This is a genomic window from Kineosporia mesophila (assembly GCF_021129235.1).
In the GTDB taxonomy this organism is placed as follows: Bacteria; Actinomycetota; Actinomycetes; order Actinomycetales; family Kineosporiaceae; genus Kineosporia; species Kineosporia mesophila.
The window spans coordinates 93,578-113,928 of the sequence record NZ_JAJOMA010000023.1; the positions used below are offsets into that span (position 1 = coordinate 93,578).

Below are 20,351 nucleotides of genomic sequence, written 5' to 3' on the forward strand. Positions count from 1 at the left end.
ACTGTTGCACCATCGGGATGTCTTGACCTCTCAACGTGTTCTGAAGGAGAAGTGCCTGGTCATCTCCGGTTGTGGCGAAGGCTGCCTGCCAGGCCAGGCGCTGTCCGAACCTGGCCGGCCCCCTCGTCACGCGACCGTTATGATGCTCGCTATGGGCGAAGACAAGACGGATATCCGGTTGGTCGACCTCTCGGATGCCGAGGCTTTGGCCGCCCATCTGGCGCGCGATCGAGCGGCATTCGCCCGTTGGGAACCGGCTCAACCGGATGAATATTACACTGTTGCAGGGCAATCCGCTCGGATCGAGCGTCTCCTCGACCAGCACGGGCAGGGTCGCTCGTGGCCCGGCGTCGTCGTGGCCGACGGTGTGGTGATCGGCCAGGTCACCGCGGGGACGATCATTGCCGGGCCGTTCCGGAAGGCGTCGCTGGGCTACTGGATCGGAAGCCCGCACCAGAACCGGGGTCACGCCCGACGGGCCAGCACCCTGCTCCTCGAACGGATGGCTGGTGACCTGGGACTGCACCGGGCCGAGGCGAGCACGCAACTGGAGAATCTCCCCTCGCAAAGAGTGCTGAAGGCCGTCGGATTCTCCCCGTACGGGATCGCGCACGACCACATCTTCGTCAACGGTGCCTGGCGGGACGGTCTGCTCTGGGAACTGACCCTCGGCGACTGAATCCGGGGACGAACCGGGCCGAGGCTTCTCAGCCGCCGGCGACCGCGCTGAGGAGCGTGATGCGCTGCCCCGCAGCGATGATCGTGTCGAGACCTTTCAGGAAGCGGACGTCCTCGGCGTCGACGTAGATGTTCACGAACCGGCGGACGTCGTGCTCCGGAGTCAGCAGGAGGGAGCCGAGTCCCGGGTACTGGGCGATCAGGGCGTCCACGGCCTCGCCGACCGTTCGGGCCCGTACCTGCACGGTGCTGCTTCCTCCGGCCGCAGGCTGCATGACAAGGGGCAGGCCGACGGGGACGTCGTGGCCGATGCTGGTCGTATCCATGGAGTCCTTCTCCTGTCAGTACACGGGGAGTGAGGGATCGACGCGTGCCGCCCAGGCCAGCACTCCGCCGTCCAGATTGAGAACCCGCGGGAAGTCGGTACTCAGGACGCGGGCCACCTTCTCCGACCTCCCACCGCTCTTGCAGTAGACGATGATGTCCCGGTCCGGCGGGAAGGCCGCGGCCTGAGCGGCCATTTGCCCCTGCGGGACGAGCCGGGCCCCTTCGATGCGGACGATGTCCCACTCGAACTGCTCGCGTACGTCGACCAAGAGAAAGTCGTCCTCGGCCCGGCCGCGCCGCTCCAGGCGATCGGCCAGCGTCTCGGGGGAGATGGTCGCGACCGGCGGGGGCGCCGCGGCCGGGGAAGCGCACACGTAACTGAGATCGGTCAGGTCGGTGATTGTGGCTTCTGGGCCGCACAGTGGGCACAGCGGGTCCTTGTTCACCTTCAGGACCTGGGTCTCGACCTCGGTCCCGTCATAAAGCCAGAGCCGCCCCACCAGCGGGCGCCCGTGGCTCAGAATCAGCTTGATCGCCTCCGTGGCCTGCACCGCTGCGACCGAGGCGCACAGGGCGCCGAAGACACCGCCCTCCGCGCAGCTGGGTGCCAGTTCCGGCGGCGGCGCCTGGGGGTAAAGACAGCGGTAGCACGGGCCGCCTTCCACGTTGAAGACGCTGGCCTGACCGGTGAACTGGAACACCGATCCCCAGACGCACGGTATGCCGAGGAAATGACAGGCGTCGTTCACCAGGTAGCGTGTGGGGAAGTTATCGGAACCATCGATCACGACGTCGTAGTCCCGCAGGATGTCGAAGCAGTTGGCGGCGGTCAGCCTCTCGGTAACGGGGCGGACCTCGATTAGCGGGTTGATGTCGGTCATCCGCCGGTGGGCCGAGTCCACTTTGGGCACGCCGAGCGTGGACTCCCCATGGATGACCTGACGCTGGAGGTTCGACCGTTCGACGACGTCGTCGTCGATCACCCCGACGACCCCGACCCCGGCGGCCGCCAGGTACATGAGGGTGGGTGATCCCAGGCCGCCGGCCCCGACGACGAGGACCCGGGCGGACTTGAGGCGGCTCTGCCCCTCGACACCGACCGAATCGATCGAGATGTGCCGTGAATACCGCTGGAGCTCATCGGGGGACAGAGTGCTGACCATGGCGTTTCCCTACTCTTCGAGGAAGTTGGCGATGCTGCGGCGCAGTCCGGCCGCGTCCAGGCCGTGGGCGATGTCGTGCTGACGAGTGCTCCCGTAGTGCCGGAGTTCCTCCCGGCCCACGCCCAGCCCGAGCACCCGATGCCGCAGGCCGCGCAAGGCCGTCGTGACCTCGGCCACCGACGTACCGGCCAGGTAGGGCTCGACCAGCACGATCGCCAGGTCGTCCTGTCCGCTCGCCGCGGCCCGCAGCGTCCGGTTGTCGAAAGGGCGGATCCGGGTGGCGTAGAGAACGGTGACGTCGAGGCCGTCGGTCGCGGCGAGGACGTTGTCGGCCAGCGGGCCGACCACCAGCACGACGCCGCGTTTCCCGGTCCGTAACGTTGTGAAGCCCTCCTCAGCGCCGACGTAGGCGCGGGTGTTCGAGCGGTTCGACAGCCGCAGGTAGACCAGATCGTCGGTGACCGCCGCCGCCCGGAGCTGAGCCTCCGCCTCGTCGGTGTGACCGGGGACCTGGATGGTCCAGTCGGGCAGCGTGGCCAGGAGCGCGACGTCGCCGGGGGATTGGTGGCTGCGGCCGCTGTTGGCGATGTCGTACGAGCCTCCGGCGCTGACCAGGACGGCTCCGACACCCTGATGGTTGAGGTCCAGTTTGATCTGCTCGAAGGGCCGCTCCACCAGGAACGGGGCGAAACTGTGGGCGATCGGCCGCACCCCGGCCAGGGCGAGACCGCCGGCCATGCTGATCAGGAGCTGCTCGCGGATCCCGACATTGACCACCCGGTCGGGGTGACGGGCGCGAACGCCGTCGAAGGCCTTGGCGGTGAGATCGGCGGTGAGAACCGCCAGGCGCGGGTGAGCATCGATCAGCTCGGCGGTGACGTCGACGAAGCGCTTTCGCATGAGGCCCGGCATCTGCTTTCTCCTCCTCCGATCGGTGGGCTGGATCAGTGGGTGGGCAGCTGTTGCTCGACCTCGGCCACCACGACCCGCGGCCGGTCCGGATGATCTTCGGTGAAAGCGGCACCGAGGGCGGCGAGGTCGCGGCCGTCAGCCCGGGCAGTGGCCCAGCCCTCCACCGCGAATCGTTTCTCGATGCCGCCCGGCCAGCCGTGACTGGCGGAGGCGTTGTCGATGACCACGACGTTCAGCTGCCCGAACCCGGCGCGGCCGGCGAAGGCGATCGCCTCGTGGTTGGAGCCCTCGTCGAGCTCGGCGTCGCCGAGGAGGACCCACACCGATGGGTCGCCCGGGCCGCTGAGGCCACGGATGCGCAGGCCCAGCGCCGTACCGACCGCGAGGGGCAGACCGTGGCCGAGGGAGCCGCTGGAGATCTCCACACCAGGCACGAGCAGACGGTCCGGATGCAGTCCCAGGGGTGAGCGGAAGCGGCCGAAGCGGTCCAGTTCGTCGGCCGGGAAGAAACCCTTGGCCGCGAGCACCGCGTAGTAGGCCATCGGGCCGTGACCCTTGGACAGGAAGAAGCGGTCCCGTTCTTCTACCCAGCTCGGGTCGACCCGAAGCACTTTTTCATAGAGAACCCACAGCGTCTCCAGGGTGGAAGTGGCGGCGCCCGTGTGCTTCTCATCGCCGATCATGCGTGCCATCAGGGCTTTCAGAGCGGGGAACCCGGTCGCCGGGTCGGTCGCGGTAGTCATGACGGTCCTCCGAAGTCGTCGCCTAGTGCGGTGGTGACCTGGGCGGGGAGGGCGGTGGCGGACTGGGCCCGGGCGTGCGCGACGAGCGCATCCACATCCGTCTCGCCCACGGCCTTCGCCAGTTTCGTGACCAGTGTCTCGACCTGGTGCCGAAGGTCGTCCGGGTCGGCTCCGGCCAGCGGCGGAAGCATCTCGTCGGCCAGTAACCGGCCGACCGTCCCGGCAATGTCGTTGAGGATGTCGATGGCTTCCAGAGGACGAACGGCCAGGGTCAAGTGAATGCTCGCCCGGTCAGGGGCGGCTTGGCCATCGTGTCGCCATCCGCGAGGGATCCACAGCACGTCCCGCGGCCCGAGGGTGACGGTCGTGGGCTCTTCGTCGGCGAAAGATCTGAGTTTCCAGATTTTTTTGCCGGCCAGCTGGACCAGGAAAGCGCCGTACGGATCCGAGTGATCCCCGAAACCTTTGGCCCCGGGCGGGGTCAGGAACGCGTTGATGAACACCCGGGTGCCGAGGGAGTCCGCCAGCTCGCGCATCAGCTGCCCGGCCGGGGGATGGAACAGCTGCAGGCCCTGCAGGATGAGCGTGGAGCCGTCAGCCATCTCTTTGAGAACGCCTGCGGCGTCGACCAACTGGTTGCGCGGATTGCGAGCATCCTTCTGCGGGGCGACTGTGTAACGGGACACCGGGATCAATGCGCCGTCGCGGGCCATTCGGAAGGACGGCACCCGCAGGCCTCGCGTAGCCATGAGTTCATCGACGTCGCCGGGTGAGAGAACCTGCAGGACGGTGGGCGATGCGGTGCCGGTCAGCGGAGCCGTGGGCCACCCGTGAGCGAAGGCGTCCACGCAAAAGCCGAGATCACGCAAACCCAAGACTCCCCCAGGGATCGATCATTGATTACCCCCAACAACCAATCATGAATGTGCCCTATTTGCAATGTTTTTCTGATTGCTGCAGGTCAGGTACCCGTTCTGTCGGGTGGGAGGCGATCGGTGTCATTTTGTCTTGCGTGACTCCTCCGGGCCGTGCGAACGTGTTGATGCCCATCCGTAAACCATTGGAGGACATCATGAACGAGTCCCTGCTCAGTCCGTCGGAAGCTGAACTCCGGGCGGCTGCGATCGACGACGTGAGTGACTTCGACGGCGACGCGCCCATGGTGATCGAGAACATCGACTTCGCCTGAGTGGCCTGAGTCGTCCGACCGGATGACATCGCCGGCGGCAGGTGATCGTCCGCCTGCCGCCGGCTCCGTTCCTCCTTCCAACGGATCGGGAGCCGTAATGACCTCCAATGTGCTGTCCCCACTCGTCGCCGCCGGCGGGGTCCTCAATTCGGCCTACTACGGTTCGAAGGCCGTCCTGCTGGAGGACGCGGTCGACGTGGGGGGCCTGCCCTCCGTCGACGATGTCTTCGAGTGGATCGACGGCAGTCTCCTGCGCCGCCCGTACTTCTCGGTTCTGCACGACGGGGTGCGGCCGCCCGACAGCGAGGTGCTGGCCTCCCGGACCATCGACGGGACCACGATTAAAGGGTTCGTGGACCCGGCCGGAGTGCGTCGGCAGCTGGATTCGGGAGCCACGATCAAACTGAATCAGATCGAGGACTGGCACCCGCTCATCCGCGCGATGAACGACGAGATGAATGCGATCTTTCCGGCCGAGTCGAAGGCCTACCTTTTCTACACGCCCGCTGGGAAGCGTGGCATGAGGCCGCATCGTGACGGCTCGCGGGTGGTCGCCATCCAGCTCGCCGGGGTCAAGGAGTGGCACCTCTACGCCGAGCCCGAACAGGCCGGGGCCCGAGCCGGTCTGGACGTCGACACCTCGCAGGAACAGGTCGTCCTGCGCGGCCCGGGCGACGTGCTGTACCTACCGCACGGTTACGCTCACGCGGCGACCGCGGTGGACGGCCCTTCTCTGCACATAACTTTCACTCTGGCCGAGCCGGCACCCGACATGCTGGTGCGCGCCTATGTCGCCCAGTGGGTGGACTCGGGCGGCCCGGAGCGAGCGCTTGCGGGGCAGGACCCACATTCCTCGCTCGCTTCGGTCAAGGCATTGCTGGGTGACCTCGGCGACTCCGGCCGGACCGACGCGGAAACGCTGCTGCAGCACGCACTGCAGGCTGCTCGCACCAGGGATGCATCGTGAAGGGGGATACTATGAAAAACGTTACGGGTAGCTTAGATTCATGGCTCTCCGAGCTCGCCGAGGCGGAGACCACCGCTGTGGCGGTGCCATCCGGGCTGGATCTTCCGAATGCGGGCGACCTTCAGGCGGCGATCGACTGTGGCCTGCTGGCCTGGCCGTACGTGCAGGTGCTGGGTCTGGACGGGCCGCTCCAGCACGAAACCGTCTTCACCACCCGCACGGTGCAGAACCATGCGGTGCCCGGTTACGTGCACCGCAGTAACGTGCTGGCACTTCTCCGGGACGGAGCCACCCTGCGGTTCCCGTCCGTGAGCGACTGGCGCCCCGAGATCCGGCCGGTGGTGCAGGCCGCGCAGCGGGCGCTGGAGTCTGGAGTGGAGGTCACGGCCTGGCTCACGGCCAACGGCGCCGACCCGGTGCTTCCCTCGGACCACGGGGAAACCGTGGTGCTGGTCTGCTCGGGCAATCTGCGCTGGAGCCTGCCGCCGACCGGCCGGGCCGCCGAACTCGTCCCCGGCCAGGCCCTGAAGGTGCCGGCTGGCCCGGGGGCGGTTCAGGTGATCGGCTCGGACGACTGCCTGTTCCTCACCTTCGCCCGTCGCGTCCCCAGCGCTCGCGAACTTGTGACCGCGCTCCAGGACGCCGCGCTCGCGTACGTTGCCGGGCTTGGCCCCTCGGCCACTCATCACCTGATGCCGGCCAGTGAGAAGGCCGAGTGGGTCCGGACCGAGCTGAACCGATTTTACGCCGACCTCGACGCGGCCGACCTGCTCCGGTCGCTGGTTCGGGCGTCGTGACGGCGAGCACCACCCGATCTGTGGTCAGCGGGCTTGCTCTGCGCAGCCGGAGCCTGGACGAGGTCGAGGCACTGGCCGACGCTCTGCTCGAGCGCACCGGTATCAGCCGGGTCAGCGACGTCACCGGCCTGGACGTCCTCGGTATCCCGGTCTACCAGTCGGTCCGGCCACGGGCCGCGGCCGGGCTCAACACCGTGACCAGCGGCAAGGGCGTGACCGCCCAGGGTGCTCGGGTCGGCGCGAAGATGGAGGCCATCGAGCGTTTCCACTGCGAGCCAGCCGGCCGGACCGCTCTCCCGGTTCCCCTGTCGGTCCAGCGCAACGAGATGCTCACGCTAGACCCACGTCGGCTGATCCCGCGCCGCACGAACACCTGGACCCCGCAGACGCCGCTCTCCTGGTGGCCGATGCGCTGCCTGCGCAGTGACGCCGAAGTCGCCGTCCCGGCCCTCGCCGTCTTCACCCCGTTCCCGGGCGAGGCGGGGCTGATGCAGTCGAACACCATCGGGCTCGCGGCCGGTAATGACCCGGTCGATGCCACGGTGCAGGCCCTCTACGAGGTGATCGAGCACGACTGCACCGCGTTCGGTGAGAAGTTGCGCCTCGGTTACCGGATCCGGCCCGAAACGGTGCCGGGCCCGGCCCGGGAGCTGATCGAGCGTTTCGAGCGAGCCTCGATCAGGGTGACGGTGCATGCCTACACCGGGGGACTGCCGGTGCCTGCGTTCTTCGTCACCACGGAGGACACGCACGCCCGCGACGGCATGCTGTTCAACGGTGGCGCCGGTTGTCACCTAAATCCCGAGATCGCTCTGCTGCGGGCACTGACCGAGGCCGCCCAATCGCGCCTGGCCGTGATTGCGGGGGCCCGCGAAGATCTCGATGAGCAGGCCTACCGGCGGCATTCCTCCTACGATGAGCTGCGCGACTACCTGCACGAGTGGAGCGCCGGCCGCCCGGAGCGCTCGTTCGACGCGATTCCCGACCGCAGCAGCGGCGACAACGCGAAGGACCTGGCCCTGCTGCTCGACATCCTCGCCGAGAACGGGCTCGGGCTGGTACTGCGCACCGAACTCGCGCCGGCCGGCCTGCCGTTCACCGTGGTCAAGGTCATCGTCCCCGGCAGCGAGTTCGCGCACGTCGACAAGCTGCGCATTGGGGCCCGGCTGGTGGCGGCCCGAGACCACGGCGGCAGCGACTGGATCACGTCGTGACCCCGGTTCTGACTGTCTATGCCGGAAGCTCACTCACCGGAGCAGACTGCGAGCGCCTGGCCACCACAGCCGCCGGGTCGGGCGTCGAACTGCGGTTCCGGCCGGCCATCAAACGAGGCGACCTGCTGCACGCACCCATGGCAACCGGCTGGCAGGACCGCGTGCTGATCCTGGACGGCCACTTCGGACAGGACATGGCGGTCTCGGTGGCCGAGGTGCGGGCCTACCTGAACTGGGGCGCGTACCTGGCCGGTGCCTCCTCGATGGGAGCGCTGCGGGCCGTCGAGTGTTACCCGCTGGGCATGGTCGGCCACGGCTGGGTAGTTCAGCAATACCGCAAGGGACGGATCGACGCCGACTCCGACGTGGCCCTGCTGATGGCGCCGGACACCTCCGAGGCACTGACGATCCCGCTGGTGAACGTGCGCTGGCTGCTGTCCCGGCTCTCCGCTCAGGGGCTGATCACGCAAGCGGGGAAGGCGCTGGCCATTGCGGCGGCCCTGCACTACCGCAATCGTCTGCCCCAGATCCTGGCCGCTCGCTTCGCGGACGGCCTGCCGCCCGACGCCGCTCGGGTGCTGAGCGGATACCTCGAGCCGGAGGTGCTGCCCACGTGGGACCGGAAGCGGCTGGACGGCGTGGAGGCCACTGAATTCGAGATCCGGGCTCTGTCGGCCGGCCTGGCCGAGGTGTCCTGAGATGCTGGCGGATCTGCGGTTCGGGCTCAACCTGACCAGGCTCGAGGACCGTCTGGCGTGGATCGGCAAGTGCCGACGGGCTGAGGACCTGGGCTATGACGTGATCACAGTGCCCGATCACCTGGGCATGCCCTCGCCGTTCCCGGCCTGTCTGCTGACGGCCGAGGTGACCACACACGTGCAGGTCGGCACCTTCGTCAGCAACACAGCCTTCTACCCTCCGGCCCTGTTCGCCCGGGACGTGGTCTCGACCCAGGCTTTCACCGGCGGCCGGCTCGAGACCGGGCTCGGAGCGGGCTGGAAGAAACGGGATTTTGACGAGGCCGGAGTGCTCTTCGAATCGGCCGACCGTCGCGTCGACCGCCTCGAGATGACCTTGCAGGAACTGGACCGAGCGCGGACAACGGCGGTAACGGCCGGGCAGCCGGATCCGGTGGGTCCGCTCATGGTGGGCGGCAACGGCGATCGGGTGCTGCGCCTGGCCGCCGGCCACGCGGCCATCGTGTCGTTCGCCGGCACCCGGTTCGATCCGGCGGGGCGCGGAATGATCTACCAGACCGCGGAGCGGCTCGATGAACGGGTAGCCCTGGTCGACGCGGCCGTGTCCGCGGCTCAACGGGAACGTCCGGAGTACAACGTCATAGTGCTCCGCACTCAGGTGGTCGACGACCGGCAAACTGCGTTGGAGGAATACGCGGCGTTCCTGGGCGGCAGCTTTACCCCGCGCCAGGTCGGTGAATTGCCCGCCGTCCTGATAGGCAGTCCCGAAAAGATGGCCGACCAGGTGCTCGCCCGTCGCGAACGGTTCGGCATCACCTACGTCACGGTTCAGGAGGCTGCCTTGGAGGCTTTTGCGAAAGTCATCTCCTTGCTGCGCTGAGGAGGAGAGACCGCCGCTCGTGGTGGTGACAGCGCCTGGGCAGAGCCTCAGCTGGTTCGCGTACGTGCCACCTGCACAGGCACTTGGAAGCGCCGAAGATCTCCTCGGCCGATCTGCTGGGTTCGGCTGAGGACGCGATCGAGTCGGCTGTGCAGGAGGTGCTGGCCGACGACTGGGTGAAGTTCGTGAAGTCCGGGCTCACGCTCGACCCGAGGGAACGGTACGAGCGGATCGCCGCAGCTCTCGGCGGGAGCTGAGCGAGGTCGTCATCCGGCAGTATGAGCGTTTCGTAGTCCAGGGCTCCGTCAAAGTCCCTTTTCGCTGGTCAGGAGCATGATGGCCTTGCCTGGATGACGGCCGTGGTGCCGTAGGGCTGCGGCGATGTTGATGGCGGGGTCATGCAGTCGGTGCAGGCTGATGGCGGCTGAGCGCAGGGTGGCCATGACTCGGGGCGCTGATCCGGTGCGGATCTGGCTGCGGTCCTCGTCGAAAGTCACGTCCCTCACCCAGTGAAGACGGTTCTCGATGCACCAATGATGCTGGACCCAGCTGGCCAGAACATCGGCGGGTGCTTCGCGGTGACCGGCAGAGGTGATCACGTAGACGATCTCCACGGTCTTCTCCATCCGGCCAGACCTTTTCGAGTTCGGTCGGGTGGTCGTGCGACGGATCTTGGCGATCTGGGTCGCGCCGGAGAACTCGATCCAGGCTGGGACGGTCGTGACCTTGATGGCCCGGTGAGCGCGTCGACCGTGACCGGTCTGAACCTGCTCCTGGGTGGGAATGTGTTTCCAGGGCAGTCGTTTGCAGGCCTGAAAGAGGTTCTTCTGGTTTGCCTTCACGGTGAGGACATAGTCGGCGCCGCCCGCGACGATCTGGGCGGCGGTCTCGGTCTGGGTGTGCATCGCATCGAGAGTGACGACTGCTCCGGTCAGCATCCCGGCGTTCTCGAGTGTGCTCAGGAGTGTTCGGGCCGCGGGGATTTCGTTGCTGCGTGCCTCGACGCTGACCTGTCCCAGCACGGCTCCGGCCTGGTGCTCGAGCGCGGAGACCAGATGCGGGGCCCTCGCGCCAGTGCTGGTGCGGGTTCGAGCGCCACGGACGGTCTTGCCGTCGATCGCGATCACCCGGCGCCCGCCCGAGGCCGCGATACGCGTGTGAAAAAACGCGCCCAGTAGCGCATCCAGTTCATCGCCGTCAGCGGCGGTGATGACCCGGCGGAACGTGGCCTCCGACGGCGACCGGTTCAGGCCCAGCTGCCCGAGGAGATCGGGATCGGTCTCGGCGGACCACTGCGCGATCGCGTCGAACGAGCGGGCCCCGGCCAGCGTCGCCGACAGACCGGCGGCCAGGACTCCGGCGACTGAATGCCGAACTCCACGACACGCTCTCGGGTCGCTGACCTGCGCGAACACCTCCATCAAAGTCTGAGGGGCAGGAATCGGAACGGTCGTGGCAGCAGCAACAGCCGCGGTACGAGAGGATGACATCGACGGGTGAGGCCTCGGCTTGGACGGATCAAGGTGTAGGAACCTCCATCAAAGCCACCCAGGTCTCATCCGTCACCTATCGGGCAGGCCGTGTCGCCGTCCAAAACCCCAGTTCAAGCCCGCATCAGCCGACTTTGACGGCACCCTGGGTGCACCCCGTGTCGACAACCCCAGCAGCCCGACCAGATATGGATGGCTGGGTGGGAAACTTCGGTCGGTCGATGCCATGGGCGGCTTTGTTCTCATGGGCGTGCGGCTCTACGTGCCAAGGACTGCACGCTTCCTCAGCATCGACCCTGTTCTCGGAGGCAACGAAAATGCTTACGTCTACCCAAACGATCCCGTCAACAAGTTCGACATCACAGGAATGTGCTGGTCTTGGGCCAAAAACGCCTGTCGGCGATACAATGACATGAAGCGGCATCCGAATTACGTCAACGTCAAGACAAGCGCTCAGGTGGGTTGGGGTGTCTACAGTGTCATCGACCCATTCAAGAAGGGCATTGTCAAAAATCTTCGCCACCCGAAGGAACTTCTTTCGTGGGGCAAGAAAACATGCAAGGGTGGCGCCAGTTTCGGATGTGCATCGTCGGTTTTTGGCGCTGGAGGCTTGAAGAGCTCCTGGAAGTCATACCGAAAATCAATGAAATATGGTCAGGAGTGGCGACGGCAGGGCACGATCACCGGCCGTGATGCAGTCGAGAGGAAATATGGGTATCGATGAAAAAATTGGCTGAGTATCGCATTGCGGACTCCTACTTCATGCGGTGGTTCGTCTCGATAGCAGCACTCTTCACATGGCCAAACGTGTCGCCGCGATTCCTGGGCATCCTCATGATTGCCCTTGTTGCGTGGGGATTCTTCACGATAGCATTGGATGGAATCAATAGAATCCAAGGAGTGAAGTTGTCGGAGTCCGACGAAACCCATTGACTTCTCAGATTTCGGCTAATCTGCAGTCAATCCCTTTTAGCTGCCAGCAGTAGCTGAATCACATGTAATGTGCAGTGCTGCTGGCGACCAACAGCGGTTGCAGTTCGGCGCAGTGCTGAAACAGGCCTCGATCTTTCTCGGATACGGGTCGCTGCGGGCGTTACTCCAGCGGCCTTGGTAATCACTGGCAGCGACAGGGACGGAGATGCCAGCGGTTGGCATTGCGTACCGATGCGGGAGGACTCGCATGTCGATATCATTGTAGTCGACAGTGCAGCCGATAGGAGGTCATGAGTGTTTCGCAGGAAGAGCCCTCCCGGAATCCGGGTGTATAGCGGACTGTCGCGCCACCGCAGGGATGGAAGGCTCGACTATCTGCGTCTCGAATTGTCGGAGGGAGAGAAAATGCTTGCCGTGATGTTTGGTTCGCAAAACCAACCCGTGAAAATATCTCTCTCTCCAGGCTCGCATCGATTCGACTTTGTCTTTAGATGCAAGGAAGAAATTCTTAGCTCCATCTCTGAAGACGTCAATATTCCCGAAGACTCCTGGATGGACGTCCAGTGTGAAAGCGCGCTCGAAGGTAGACTTTGGCGCAGTAGCCCTCTCTATAGAGTTCGAGTCACTGATCATCATCCAAAACCGTGGTGGAAGAGAATTTGGTTGCCTTAGAGCGTGTCCCATTTGGGGCTCTGGAGCACAAACGGTGGGCCAGGTTCGTATCGGGGCTGAATTGCGTTCTATGCGATTTTGGCGTTCGTGTCTTGATGATCTTGCTGGCCTGCTGTTTCCTGGTGTTCCTTCGGTCGCCGTGGAGAGTGTCGTCGATCAGGCTGCGCTCGTGCGTTTGGAATGCCGTTCGATCGTCGAGGAAGCGGCCTGTCCGGGGTGCGGGAGTGTGTCGGGCCGCGTCCACGCCTGGTGCGCCCGGACGCTGGCGGACGTCGCGATGGGCGGCCGGCAAGTCGTCCTGGTCCTCCACGTGCGGCGGTTTGTGTTGTGGTGAGAACGGCTGTCACAGGAAGAGGTTCCGGGAGCAGGTCCTGGGCCTGACCAGGCGCGGGGCGCGTCGCACAGATCGGCTGAGCGCGCTGATTGTCACGATCGGTATCGAGGTCGCTGGCCGCGCTGGGGTCCGGCTCCTGCAGGCATCGGGTGTGAGGGTCTCGCGAGACACGATCCTGCGCACGGTCATGCGCCAGCGCTTGCCCTTGGATCTGGACCGGGATCCGATCCCGAAAGTTCTCAGCGTCGACGACGTCGCGATCCGCCGGGGCCAGCGTTACGCGACGATGATCCTGGACGCGGTGACCCACCAGCGCCTGGATGTCCTTCCTGATCGGCTCTCGGGGACACTGGCAGCTTGGCTGAAAACTCACCCCGGGGCTGAGATTGTCTGCCGTGACGGATCATCCGCCTATGCAGAGGCCATCCGGGACGGCGCACCCCAGGCTGTCCAGGTCAGCGACCGATGGCACCTGTGGCACGGCCTCGGCGGCGCCGTGGAAAAGACCGTCATCGCTCACGCCGGCTGCTGGAGACCACCGCCCGGCGCCGCTATGAAGCCGGTTCCGCCCGCGGCTGCAGCGGCCCGCACGAACCGGTCTCTCGACCAGCGAACAGCTGACCGGCACAAGGCCGTTCATGATCTCCTGGCCAAGGGGCACGGACTGCTGGAATGCTCCCGTCGCCTGGGCTGGGCCCTGAACACGGTCAAACGCTACGCTCGCGCCGAGACCGCCGCCCAGCTTCAGCTGCCACCACGTTTCCGGGCGACCCGGTGGATCCACACCGGGACTACCTGCGCCGCAGACTAATCGAGGACCCCCAGTTCCCTGTCAAGCACCTGCTGGCCGAGATCCGCGACCGCGGCTACCTCGGCAGCGCCCATCTCCTGAACCGTTACATCCACGACGGCCGACTGAACCTCGATCAGCAACTACCAGCGCCAAAAAAGGTCAAGGGCTGGATCATGACCCGCCCCGAAAACCTCGCCATCGAGGATCAGGCCGGCCTGAACGACCTGCAGAACCTCTGCCCCGACCTGCTCCGGCTCACCGACCTCGTCCATGGCTTCGCCCGCATGATCACCACACGAGACGCCAAGGACCTACCAGCATGGATGGAATCAGCGCACACCAGTGGGTTTCCCGCGGTCCGCAGCTTCGTCAACGGTCTGCGCCTGGACCTGAAAGCTGTCACTGCCGGACTGACCTTGCCCTACAGCAACGGCCCCATGGAAGGCGCCAATACCAAGGTCAAAATCCTCAAACGCCAAATGTACGGACGCGCAGGCTTTCCCCTGCTGCGACGACGGATCCTACTCAACTGATCCCAGTCGACCACCGTTTGTGCGCCAGAGCCGACTATCTGACACGCTCAGTGGAGGAGATATCGGTGACTGGGCAAGCAACGCGCAGCTCACGATCCAGTGCGTCTGGACGGCCCTGTGCTGCTGCCGGGTGTACACGGAGCGGACCGGTCCTCGGCGATAGCCAATCCAGCGCCTGCCGTCTTCACGCGTGAAGCCGTGAGTGTCAAGTTCGTCTAGAGCTCACCCGCCGATGCCATTGGCCGCCCGTACGTGCTCGAGGTCTGGTGCTGTGTCGGGCCCAGAACATCCTGCAGGCGGTGCGCTACCTCGATACCGGCACCACCGGCCAGAACCGGCGGCAACTCGATCGAACCGTCCGGATCGACCTCCCAGGCATCCAGCATCATCAGCATCTCCTCCCTGTCGGTCAGGATGAGTTGAGGCCAGCAGCTCAGAGCAACCCCTCCCTTTGACAGGGCGAGAACTGGACGACGAATCCGTGAGTATGACCGTGGCTGGGCCGGTGGCCCAGGATGGTTCCATGAGTCGCAGGAAGCCCCGCGAGGGTGGCCAGGGCCCGAGGCCGCGCCGGTCGTTCACCCCGGCCCAGAAGCTGGAGTTGCTGGCCGGATACGAACAAGCCGCTGCGGTCGGTGAAGGTGGCGCGTTCCTGCGGCGCGAGGGCCTGTACTCATCGCTGATCACCGAGTGGCGCAAGGCCCGTGACGGAGGCCTGCTGCAAGGCAAGGACGCCGGCGAATCAGTCGGACGACCCACGCCGGAACAGGCCGAGATTGCCCGCCTCAAGCGCGAACTGGCGGTGAAAGACCGCAAGCTCGCCACGACCGAGGCAGCGCTGGAGATCATGGGAAAAGCGCACAAGCTCTTGGAAGCCATCTCCGAGAGCGAAGCCGAGCAGCCACCGGTTCCGGACGCGTTCCGGCGCCCGAGCAGGCGCGGCGGATTCTGATGAACGCCTACCGACAGCTGACCACGACCGGAACCAGCACCCGGGCCGCGTCCGCACTGACCGGGCTGCCCCGCGCAGCCGAGGCCCGCGATCGGGCCCGGCCCACTCCCGCACCGGCGCAGCCGTCGCCGGTCAACGCCCTGAGCGAGGCTGAGCGTCAGGCCATCCGGGTGGCCCTGACCAGCGATGATCTGGTCGATCTGGCCCCGGCCGCGGCGTTCGCGGTGCTCCTGGAACAAGGCCGCTACCTTGGCTCGGTCTCCACGTTCTACCGCGTCCTGCGCTGCGATGACCAGGTCCGCGAACGCCGCCGACAGGCCCGTCACAAGCCGCGGGCGCGGCCTGAGCTGGTCGCGACCGAGCCCGGACAGGTCTACACGTGGGATATCACGAAGCTGAAAGGGCCAATCAAGGGCGTCTACTACGACGCCTACGTAATGATCGACATCTACTCCCGCTACATCGTCGGCGTTCACGTTCACCGCCGCGAGAGTGGCTTCCTGGCAGCAGAAATGATGCGGGAGATCTTCGGCGCTCACTGGATCCCGCACGTCGTTCACGCCGACCGCGGCACCTCCATGACCTCCAAGGACGTTGCTGCGCTCCTGGACGACCTGGACGCCATCCGGTCGCATTCACGCCCGAAGGTCAGCAACGACAATCCGTTCAGCGAGGCCTGGTTCAAGACCGCGAAGTACTCGCCTCTCTTCCCGGAGCAATTCCCCAATCTCGCTGCCGCGCAACAGTTCATGACCGATTTCGTGAACTGGTACAACCACTGCCACCACCACCGCGGCATCGGCCTGCACACCCCGGCCGACGTTCACCACGGCCGCCACCACGCCGTCACCGAACGACGCCGTCAGGTCCTGGAAGCAGCCCGAATCGAGCACCCCGAACGCTTCACCACCACCCAGACCCTGCCCAAAACCCTCCGCCTGCCCGACCAAGTCTGGATCAACCAACCCGAACAGCCGGCCCAAACCCCAGCCGCCTAACACCAGCTGGCCTCAACTCCTTGACGCTCACCGCCTTCAGCACACCTAACGTCACCAACGGCGCACCCTCAAGATCAGGCACTAAGACCCGCTGCCACGCCCTGTCCCGCCCACCGCCAACGTCCCCGCTCATGCGCGGCACCGTACTGGGCACCTACGACACAACACCCAGAGCCAGGCACCCCGCCCGCAATCGCAGCCCGCCGTGAGGAGAACCAGCACCAGCACCGCAACATCCGAGAAGAGAACGAAGTCGTGATGGCCCGGCTGCAGCTGCGCGGCGAACTGCACACCGCAGTCACAGGCACCGCCCACCAGAGCGGCGGTACCCGCGGTGCACGTCCGCGCCCTATCCCGTCCAGCCAACTGGGAGAGCTGGGAGGGTTGGTATGAGGGTGAATCGTTAACAAGTCGGGCGGGTGAGGCGGCACCTCCCGACATGCGGAGGTAGATCATGTTCGGACCCGTCTCCACCAGCGATGTCCTCGTGGCGGCTATCAGCGCAGTGGGGGCTGTCCTGGCCACGGTGCTGCCCCCAGCTCTTGAACGTCAGCGACGGCTCACAGCAGCAGCCCCAACCGGCGGCCCGTCATCCACCCGGCTGGGACGGCGGATGTGGGTCCTGGTGGCCTTCATGTCGCTTCTCATCGCCATCCTGTCGGCCCGGCAGATCTACCAGGCCCTGAACAGGGGCCCCGTCGAAGCACGCGTGCTCACCCCTACAGCCGGAGAGAACATCAAAGGCAATAAATATGCTGGACTGGAGGCATACATCAAGAACATCCCAGAGGGTTTTGAGCCCACCATCAGCGTGTACGACCCTGGGTCCAAGAAATATAACCCATCAGATAAGCTGTGCACTGTTCGTAAAAATGGACGCCTCGACTGCCCAGTTGTTTACATAGGCAAAGATGACCCCTTCGCCAGCAAGTTCACCCTGCAAATTGTCGCCATTGACAAACAAGCACAGGGTGCATTTTCCAACTACAATTCAACCGCGGTAGAGCGACACTATCCTGGCCTTGTCACTCTTCCCGCCGGGACCCTGATCCTCAAGGAAGTATCTGTGACCCGGACGCAATGAGGTGAGAGGGTAGATGCGACGCGCGGCTCTACCTGGTCACCGGCAATAGGTCCTCTGGCATGGGCGGTAGTAGATGGGTTACTTGAATCTTGAGGTGCGCGTGCTGTGCCAGCCTATGCTTCACGGTGGGGCGGTTTGGTGGCAATACCCCTAGCGTTGTCGTGTCGTCGGTGACATGCTCAGCCCTCTGGACCTGTTCGCAACCTCTCTGTGCTGGCGTCGGCCGCGAAAGGCGCTTAGTACTCGACCGCCCACTTCTAAATCATTAGTTTTGTTTTATTGTACGACGCACAGAGCGAATCATTAGATCATTGAGTATAGGGAAAATTGGCAAAGTCGCGGTGTAATATGAAAGAGCCAAATCGTGCACAAAATCTGGGGTGACGTTCACCTCTAAATTCCAATCTCGGAGTTGTTTGAATTCTCCTCCTCGGCGATGGACGGTCTCAATATCTTCCCACGGGTCATGTATGAGCCGGTTTCTTTCTCCCTGTAAATTCAAAAATTTTGTATAAAGATCAACGATCTCACTCTTGCGTTCCTCGCTAATTGCCTCCGAAGGCGCAAGCGGAAGAATTTTTTGAATACAGTCAAGCCGCTGACTGGAATTGTCAAATTGAAGTTTTCCGAGATGGGAGAAGATGTCCTTACCCAAAAGGTCCGAGACAAATGAGCTCTTGAAGGAAGAGGAGACTGCGGGGATTTCCTCGCTCACCGGCAAGCACACAATGCACACCTGACCGATCAATGACACGGATTCCGCTTCGGCTCGTGAGGCACATATCAAGAGTCTTCCCAACTCGATTGACATGGCGTCCCAGGACTGAATGAAATACTTCCAATTCGACATACACCTAGCGTACAGGCGAGCGGACGCGCGCTTGGGTAATGTCAGCGGCTCGGCCATTCAGTACTAACCGGCATGTTCGGAACGCGCACTTCAAATAGGGACGTGGCTGCCTCGGCCCCCATGAGCTCCTATAGGTGGCTGGCGCACGCGTCCACTGAGGGTGCTGAGCTAGCTCTCATTATGCAATAACCGGCAATGCGTCATGTTCATCGCCTTATCATGTCTAAAATGCGCACTCCATCCAGTAAGTGCGAAGCACGGGCATACGACCCATTGACCAGTAAGGAACGATCGTGTCTTCACGAAAGGTTTGGGTCGGGCAGAGTTCCACAATTTTCGCATCTTTTCAGAAGCGCCGTCGAGGGCGTGTCGATGGTAGATCGGCATGCCTATCCATTAACGTGAAACCGCTACAGCAACTATCCGATAGCCTTTCGCGCTGAATCGAGAATTATATGTCCTACGCCTCAGCACCGACGTTTCCTCCGTACCCGGATGGGCCGTACTCACCGGGGTTTTTCGTAGGAGGGCAAGATGGTAATCCTTTCTTGGCCTGTGGCGGGACGGACGGTCGGGTCGTAACAACCATTGGTTTCTGGGCCGACAACGGAGGTGGCAAGGGTACCTATTTGTATGGCATGAAAGTTATCTTTAGTGACGGCTCAGAAACGATGGCCGGTGGAGTGAAAGAAGACTATACGGAAATAACTTTCGCTCCCAACGAAAGAGTGACGGCACTGACCCTCTGGGGGAACGGTGACGGAAAATACACAGGCCGCATTCAGCTCAAGACCAATTTGGGTCAGACCCTTGACTGGGGAAAGAACACCAACGGCCAGACGGCCTACTCTGCACCTGTCAACTCCGGGATCCTCGTCGGGGTCGCCGGACGGCAAAGCACCAACACGATCAACATGCTGTCACTTGTATTTCTGGATGATGTCATCTCAGTCACCATGCAAGATGTTGTTTACCCGACAACACCTAGCGCTCCCATTACTCCGGTCGCCGTTGCTCAGGCCACGTACGACCAGGAAAATTCACCAGGCTTAAATTTTGACTTCTCGGGATCGGTTACCCGCACTGAGACACAGGACTGGAGCGAGGCAACCAGTCAGCAGTACGGCGTCGGCCTTTCGGTCACCGCAGGAATATTTGGTATAGCTGAAGTGACCACGAACTTTAGCTGGCAGCTGACTGACACCCAGACTTACTCACAGTCTACAAATCAGCAATACGTCATGAATTACGGCCTGTCGGGATCTTTTACTGACGACCAGACGGTTACTGCCACTGCAACCTGCCAATACGGGGTAGCAGATGTGCCCTACACAGCCACCATTACCGTCACCATGGCATCTGGGTTCCAATTTACCTACGACACCAGTGGTATATTCTCGAATGTCGTCTATGCGTACATCAAGGCCAATGCGACTTACACGGAGGACACGGCAGAGGAGTCATTTGCGCTGAGATAACAGGAGTATGCCTGCTCAGTCCTGACCAACCATTAACCACAACGCCTCAAGAATGCGGTCGGCGCGCTCAAGTTCGCTGACCGGTCAGGTCCAGGCTCTCGTGCGCGGCTTAAGCGAGCCGACGGGCGCCGTTATTACCCGTCGCCTTGCCCGCCTCGATCAGGACGGTCTGACGGCCAAGCGAGCAACTACGCCCATGGTGCAGGCTCCGTCTACGGGTCAGGGGTGAGGCAAGGTCCGGTTTCATGAGGTCAGGACCAGGTTGAGTGGGCGTTGCCGGTCGTTGGCGTGGTGGCGTAGGCCAGCGGCAATGTTGGTGGTGCCGGTCAGCCCGAGGAGGCTGATGGCGGTGTTGCGGAGACTGGCCATGGTCTGAGGACCGCCCCCGGTACGGACGCGGGATCGGGCCTCGTCGAAATCGACACCACGTACCCAGTGGGCTTGATTTTCGCTGCGCCAATGGTTTTGGAGCCATCCGGCGAGGACATGCGGGGGTGCGGCGTGGTGGTCAGCCGACGTGATCACGTAGACGGTTTCAATGTTTTTCTTGTTCTTGCCGGGCTTTTTCGGGTGGGGCCGGTCACGGTCCGGCGGACCTGCGCCGCTTGGGTGAAGGTGATCCAGGCCGGCGCGACAACAACTTTGATAGTCCTGCAGGCCCGCCGG

23 protein-coding genes are annotated in these 20,351 nt (G+C 63.9%); 14 read left to right on the forward strand and 9 right to left on the reverse strand.

The window, feature by feature from the left end; translation table 11 throughout:
• Positions 1 to 151 precede the first annotated feature (151 nt).
• Positions 152 to 679, forward strand: coding sequence for a GNAT family N-acetyltransferase (locus tag LR393_RS26975; RefSeq protein WP_231487655.1), 528 nt, complete (start codon positions 152 to 154; stop codon positions 677 to 679).
• 28 nt (positions 680 to 707) lie between these two features.
• Here LR393_RS26975 and LR393_RS26980 read toward each other — a convergent pair whose 3' ends face one another.
• From LR393_RS26980 to LR393_RS27000, 5 genes are read right to left on the reverse strand one after another with little or no spacing between them, the layout of a single operon-like run.
• Positions 708 to 1,004: a MoaD/ThiS family protein gene (locus LR393_RS26980; protein ID WP_231487656.1), complete on the reverse strand. Its 297-nt coding sequence runs from the start codon at positions 1,002 to 1,004 to the stop codon at positions 708 to 710.
• 15 nt (positions 1,005 to 1,019) lie between these two features.
• On the reverse strand, positions 1,020 to 2,168 hold the full coding sequence (moeB, locus tag LR393_RS26985; protein ID WP_231487657.1) for a molybdopterin-synthase adenylyltransferase MoeB: 1,149 nt from the start codon (positions 2,166 to 2,168) through the stop codon (positions 1,020 to 1,022).
• A 9-nt stretch (positions 2,169 to 2,177) separates the two neighbouring features.
• Entirely contained in the window at positions 2,178 to 3,080 is a 903-nt protein-coding gene (locus LR393_RS26990) for a transketolase family protein (RefSeq protein ID WP_231487662.1), read from the reverse strand.
• A gap of 32 nt (positions 3,081 to 3,112) precedes the next feature.
• Positions 3,113 to 3,823 carry a thiamine pyrophosphate-dependent enzyme gene (locus LR393_RS26995; protein ID WP_231487668.1) on the reverse strand — a complete coding sequence of 237 codons (711 nt, stop codon included), beginning with the start codon at positions 3,821 to 3,823 and terminating at the stop codon, positions 3,113 to 3,115.
• The gene (locus LR393_RS27000; protein ID WP_231487670.1) at positions 3,820 to 4,509 is read right to left on the reverse strand and encodes a cupin domain-containing protein; all 690 of its coding nucleotides are present in this window, start codon (positions 4,507 to 4,509) and stop codon (positions 3,820 to 3,822) included. Before LR393_RS27000 ends, LR393_RS26995 begins: the two co-directional genes overlap by 4 nt.
• Positions 4,510 to 5,109: 600 nt before the next feature.
• Here LR393_RS27000 and LR393_RS27005 point away from each other — a divergent pair.
• The 6 genes from LR393_RS27005 (at position 5,110) to LR393_RS27030 (ending at position 9,825) form a co-directional block, all read left to right on the forward strand.
• Positions 5,110 to 5,979, forward strand: coding sequence for a cupin domain-containing protein (locus tag LR393_RS27005; RefSeq protein WP_231487672.1), 870 nt, complete (start codon positions 5,110 to 5,112; stop codon positions 5,977 to 5,979).
• Positions 5,980 to 5,990: 11 nt separating this feature from the next.
• Complete coding sequence (locus tag LR393_RS27010; RefSeq protein WP_231487674.1) at positions 5,991 to 6,776, forward strand: hypothetical protein; 786 nt, start codon at positions 5,991 to 5,993, stop codon at positions 6,774 to 6,776.
• Positions 6,773 to 7,990, forward strand: coding sequence for a YcaO-like family protein (locus LR393_RS27015; RefSeq protein ID WP_231487678.1), 1,218 nt, complete (start codon positions 6,773 to 6,775; stop codon positions 7,988 to 7,990). Before LR393_RS27010 ends, LR393_RS27015 begins: the two co-directional genes overlap by 4 nt.
• Positions 7,987 to 8,688, forward strand: a complete 702-nt coding sequence (locus LR393_RS27020; RefSeq protein ID WP_231487680.1) for a TfuA-like protein — start codon at positions 7,987 to 7,989, stop codon at positions 8,686 to 8,688. Before LR393_RS27015 ends, LR393_RS27020 begins: the two co-directional genes overlap by 4 nt.
• A gap of 1 nt (position 8,689) precedes the next feature.
• A complete protein-coding gene (locus LR393_RS27025) occupies positions 8,690 to 9,568 on the forward strand; it encodes a TIGR03621 family F420-dependent LLM class oxidoreductase (RefSeq protein WP_231487682.1) in 879 nt (292 codons plus the stop codon).
• A gap of 83 nt (positions 9,569 to 9,651) precedes the next feature.
• Entirely contained in the window at positions 9,652 to 9,825 is a 174-nt protein-coding gene (locus LR393_RS27030; RefSeq protein ID WP_231487684.1) for a Rossmann-fold NAD(P)-binding domain-containing protein, read from the forward strand.
• Positions 9,826 to 9,873: 48 nt separating this feature from the next.
• On the opposite strand, the gene LR393_RS27035 is transcribed toward LR393_RS27030, so the two are convergent.
• On the reverse strand, positions 9,874 to 10,989 hold the full coding sequence (locus LR393_RS27035; protein ID WP_269327955.1) for an ISAs1 family transposase: 1,116 nt from the start codon (positions 10,987 to 10,989) through the stop codon (positions 9,874 to 9,876).
• A gap of 295 nt (positions 10,990 to 11,284) precedes the next feature.
• On the opposite strand from LR393_RS27035, the gene LR393_RS27040 reads away from it, so the two are divergent.
• The 4 genes from LR393_RS27040 to LR393_RS27050 all read left to right on the forward strand — a co-directional run bounded on the left by LR393_RS27040 (position 11,285) and on the right by LR393_RS27050 (position 14,323).
• Positions 11,285 to 11,782 carry an RHS repeat-associated core domain-containing protein gene (locus LR393_RS27040; protein WP_231487688.1) on the forward strand — a complete coding sequence of 166 codons (498 nt, stop codon included), beginning with the start codon at positions 11,285 to 11,287 and terminating at the stop codon, positions 11,780 to 11,782.
• Positions 11,783 to 12,733: 951 nt separating this feature from the next.
• Positions 12,734 to 12,997, forward strand: coding sequence for a transposase family protein (locus LR393_RS37240; RefSeq protein ID WP_345718728.1), 264 nt, complete (start codon positions 12,734 to 12,736; stop codon positions 12,995 to 12,997).
• Positions 12,998 to 13,148: 151 nt separating this feature from the next.
• Complete coding sequence (locus LR393_RS27045) at positions 13,149 to 13,808, forward strand: transposase (RefSeq protein WP_231487693.1); 660 nt, start codon at positions 13,149 to 13,151, stop codon at positions 13,806 to 13,808.
• Positions 13,772 to 14,323, forward strand: a complete 552-nt coding sequence (locus LR393_RS27050) for a transposase (protein ID WP_231487696.1) — start codon at positions 13,772 to 13,774, stop codon at positions 14,321 to 14,323. Before LR393_RS27045 ends, LR393_RS27050 begins: the two co-directional genes overlap by 37 nt.
• Positions 14,324 to 14,538: 215 nt before the next feature.
• On the opposite strand, the gene LR393_RS27055 is transcribed toward LR393_RS27050, so the two are convergent.
• The gene (locus tag LR393_RS27055) at positions 14,539 to 14,712 is read right to left on the reverse strand and encodes a hypothetical protein (RefSeq protein WP_231487698.1); all 174 of its coding nucleotides are present in this window, start codon (positions 14,710 to 14,712) and stop codon (positions 14,539 to 14,541) included.
• A 77-nt stretch (positions 14,713 to 14,789) separates the two neighbouring features.
• Here LR393_RS27055 and LR393_RS27060 point away from each other — a divergent pair.
• A protein-coding gene (locus LR393_RS27060; RefSeq protein ID WP_407937363.1) for a DDE-type integrase/transposase/recombinase occupies positions 14,790 to 16,273 on the forward strand; the annotation gives its coding sequence in 2 pieces (ribosomal slippage) (positions 14,790 to 15,183 and positions 15,183 to 16,273; 1,485 coding nt in all).
• Positions 16,274 to 16,727: 454 nt separating this feature from the next.
• Complete coding sequence (locus LR393_RS27065) at positions 16,728 to 17,357, forward strand: hypothetical protein (protein ID WP_231487700.1); 630 nt, start codon at positions 16,728 to 16,730, stop codon at positions 17,355 to 17,357.
• 265 nt (positions 17,358 to 17,622) lie between these two features.
• On the opposite strand, the gene LR393_RS27070 is transcribed toward LR393_RS27065, so the two are convergent.
• Complete coding sequence (locus LR393_RS27070; protein WP_231487702.1) at positions 17,623 to 18,207, reverse strand: hypothetical protein; 585 nt, start codon at positions 18,205 to 18,207, stop codon at positions 17,623 to 17,625.
• 455 nt (positions 18,208 to 18,662) lie between these two features.
• Here LR393_RS27070 and LR393_RS27075 point away from each other — a divergent pair, with 455 nt between their 5' ends.
• A complete protein-coding gene (locus LR393_RS27075; RefSeq protein ID WP_231487703.1) occupies positions 18,663 to 19,685 on the forward strand; it encodes a hypothetical protein in 1,023 nt (340 codons plus the stop codon).
• Between the two features lie 243 nt (positions 19,686 to 19,928).
• On the opposite strand, the gene LR393_RS27080 is transcribed toward LR393_RS27075, so the two are convergent.
• Positions 19,929 to 20,351: transposase (locus LR393_RS27080; RefSeq protein WP_407937362.1), on the reverse strand; the 423-nt coding region annotated here is incomplete at its 5' end.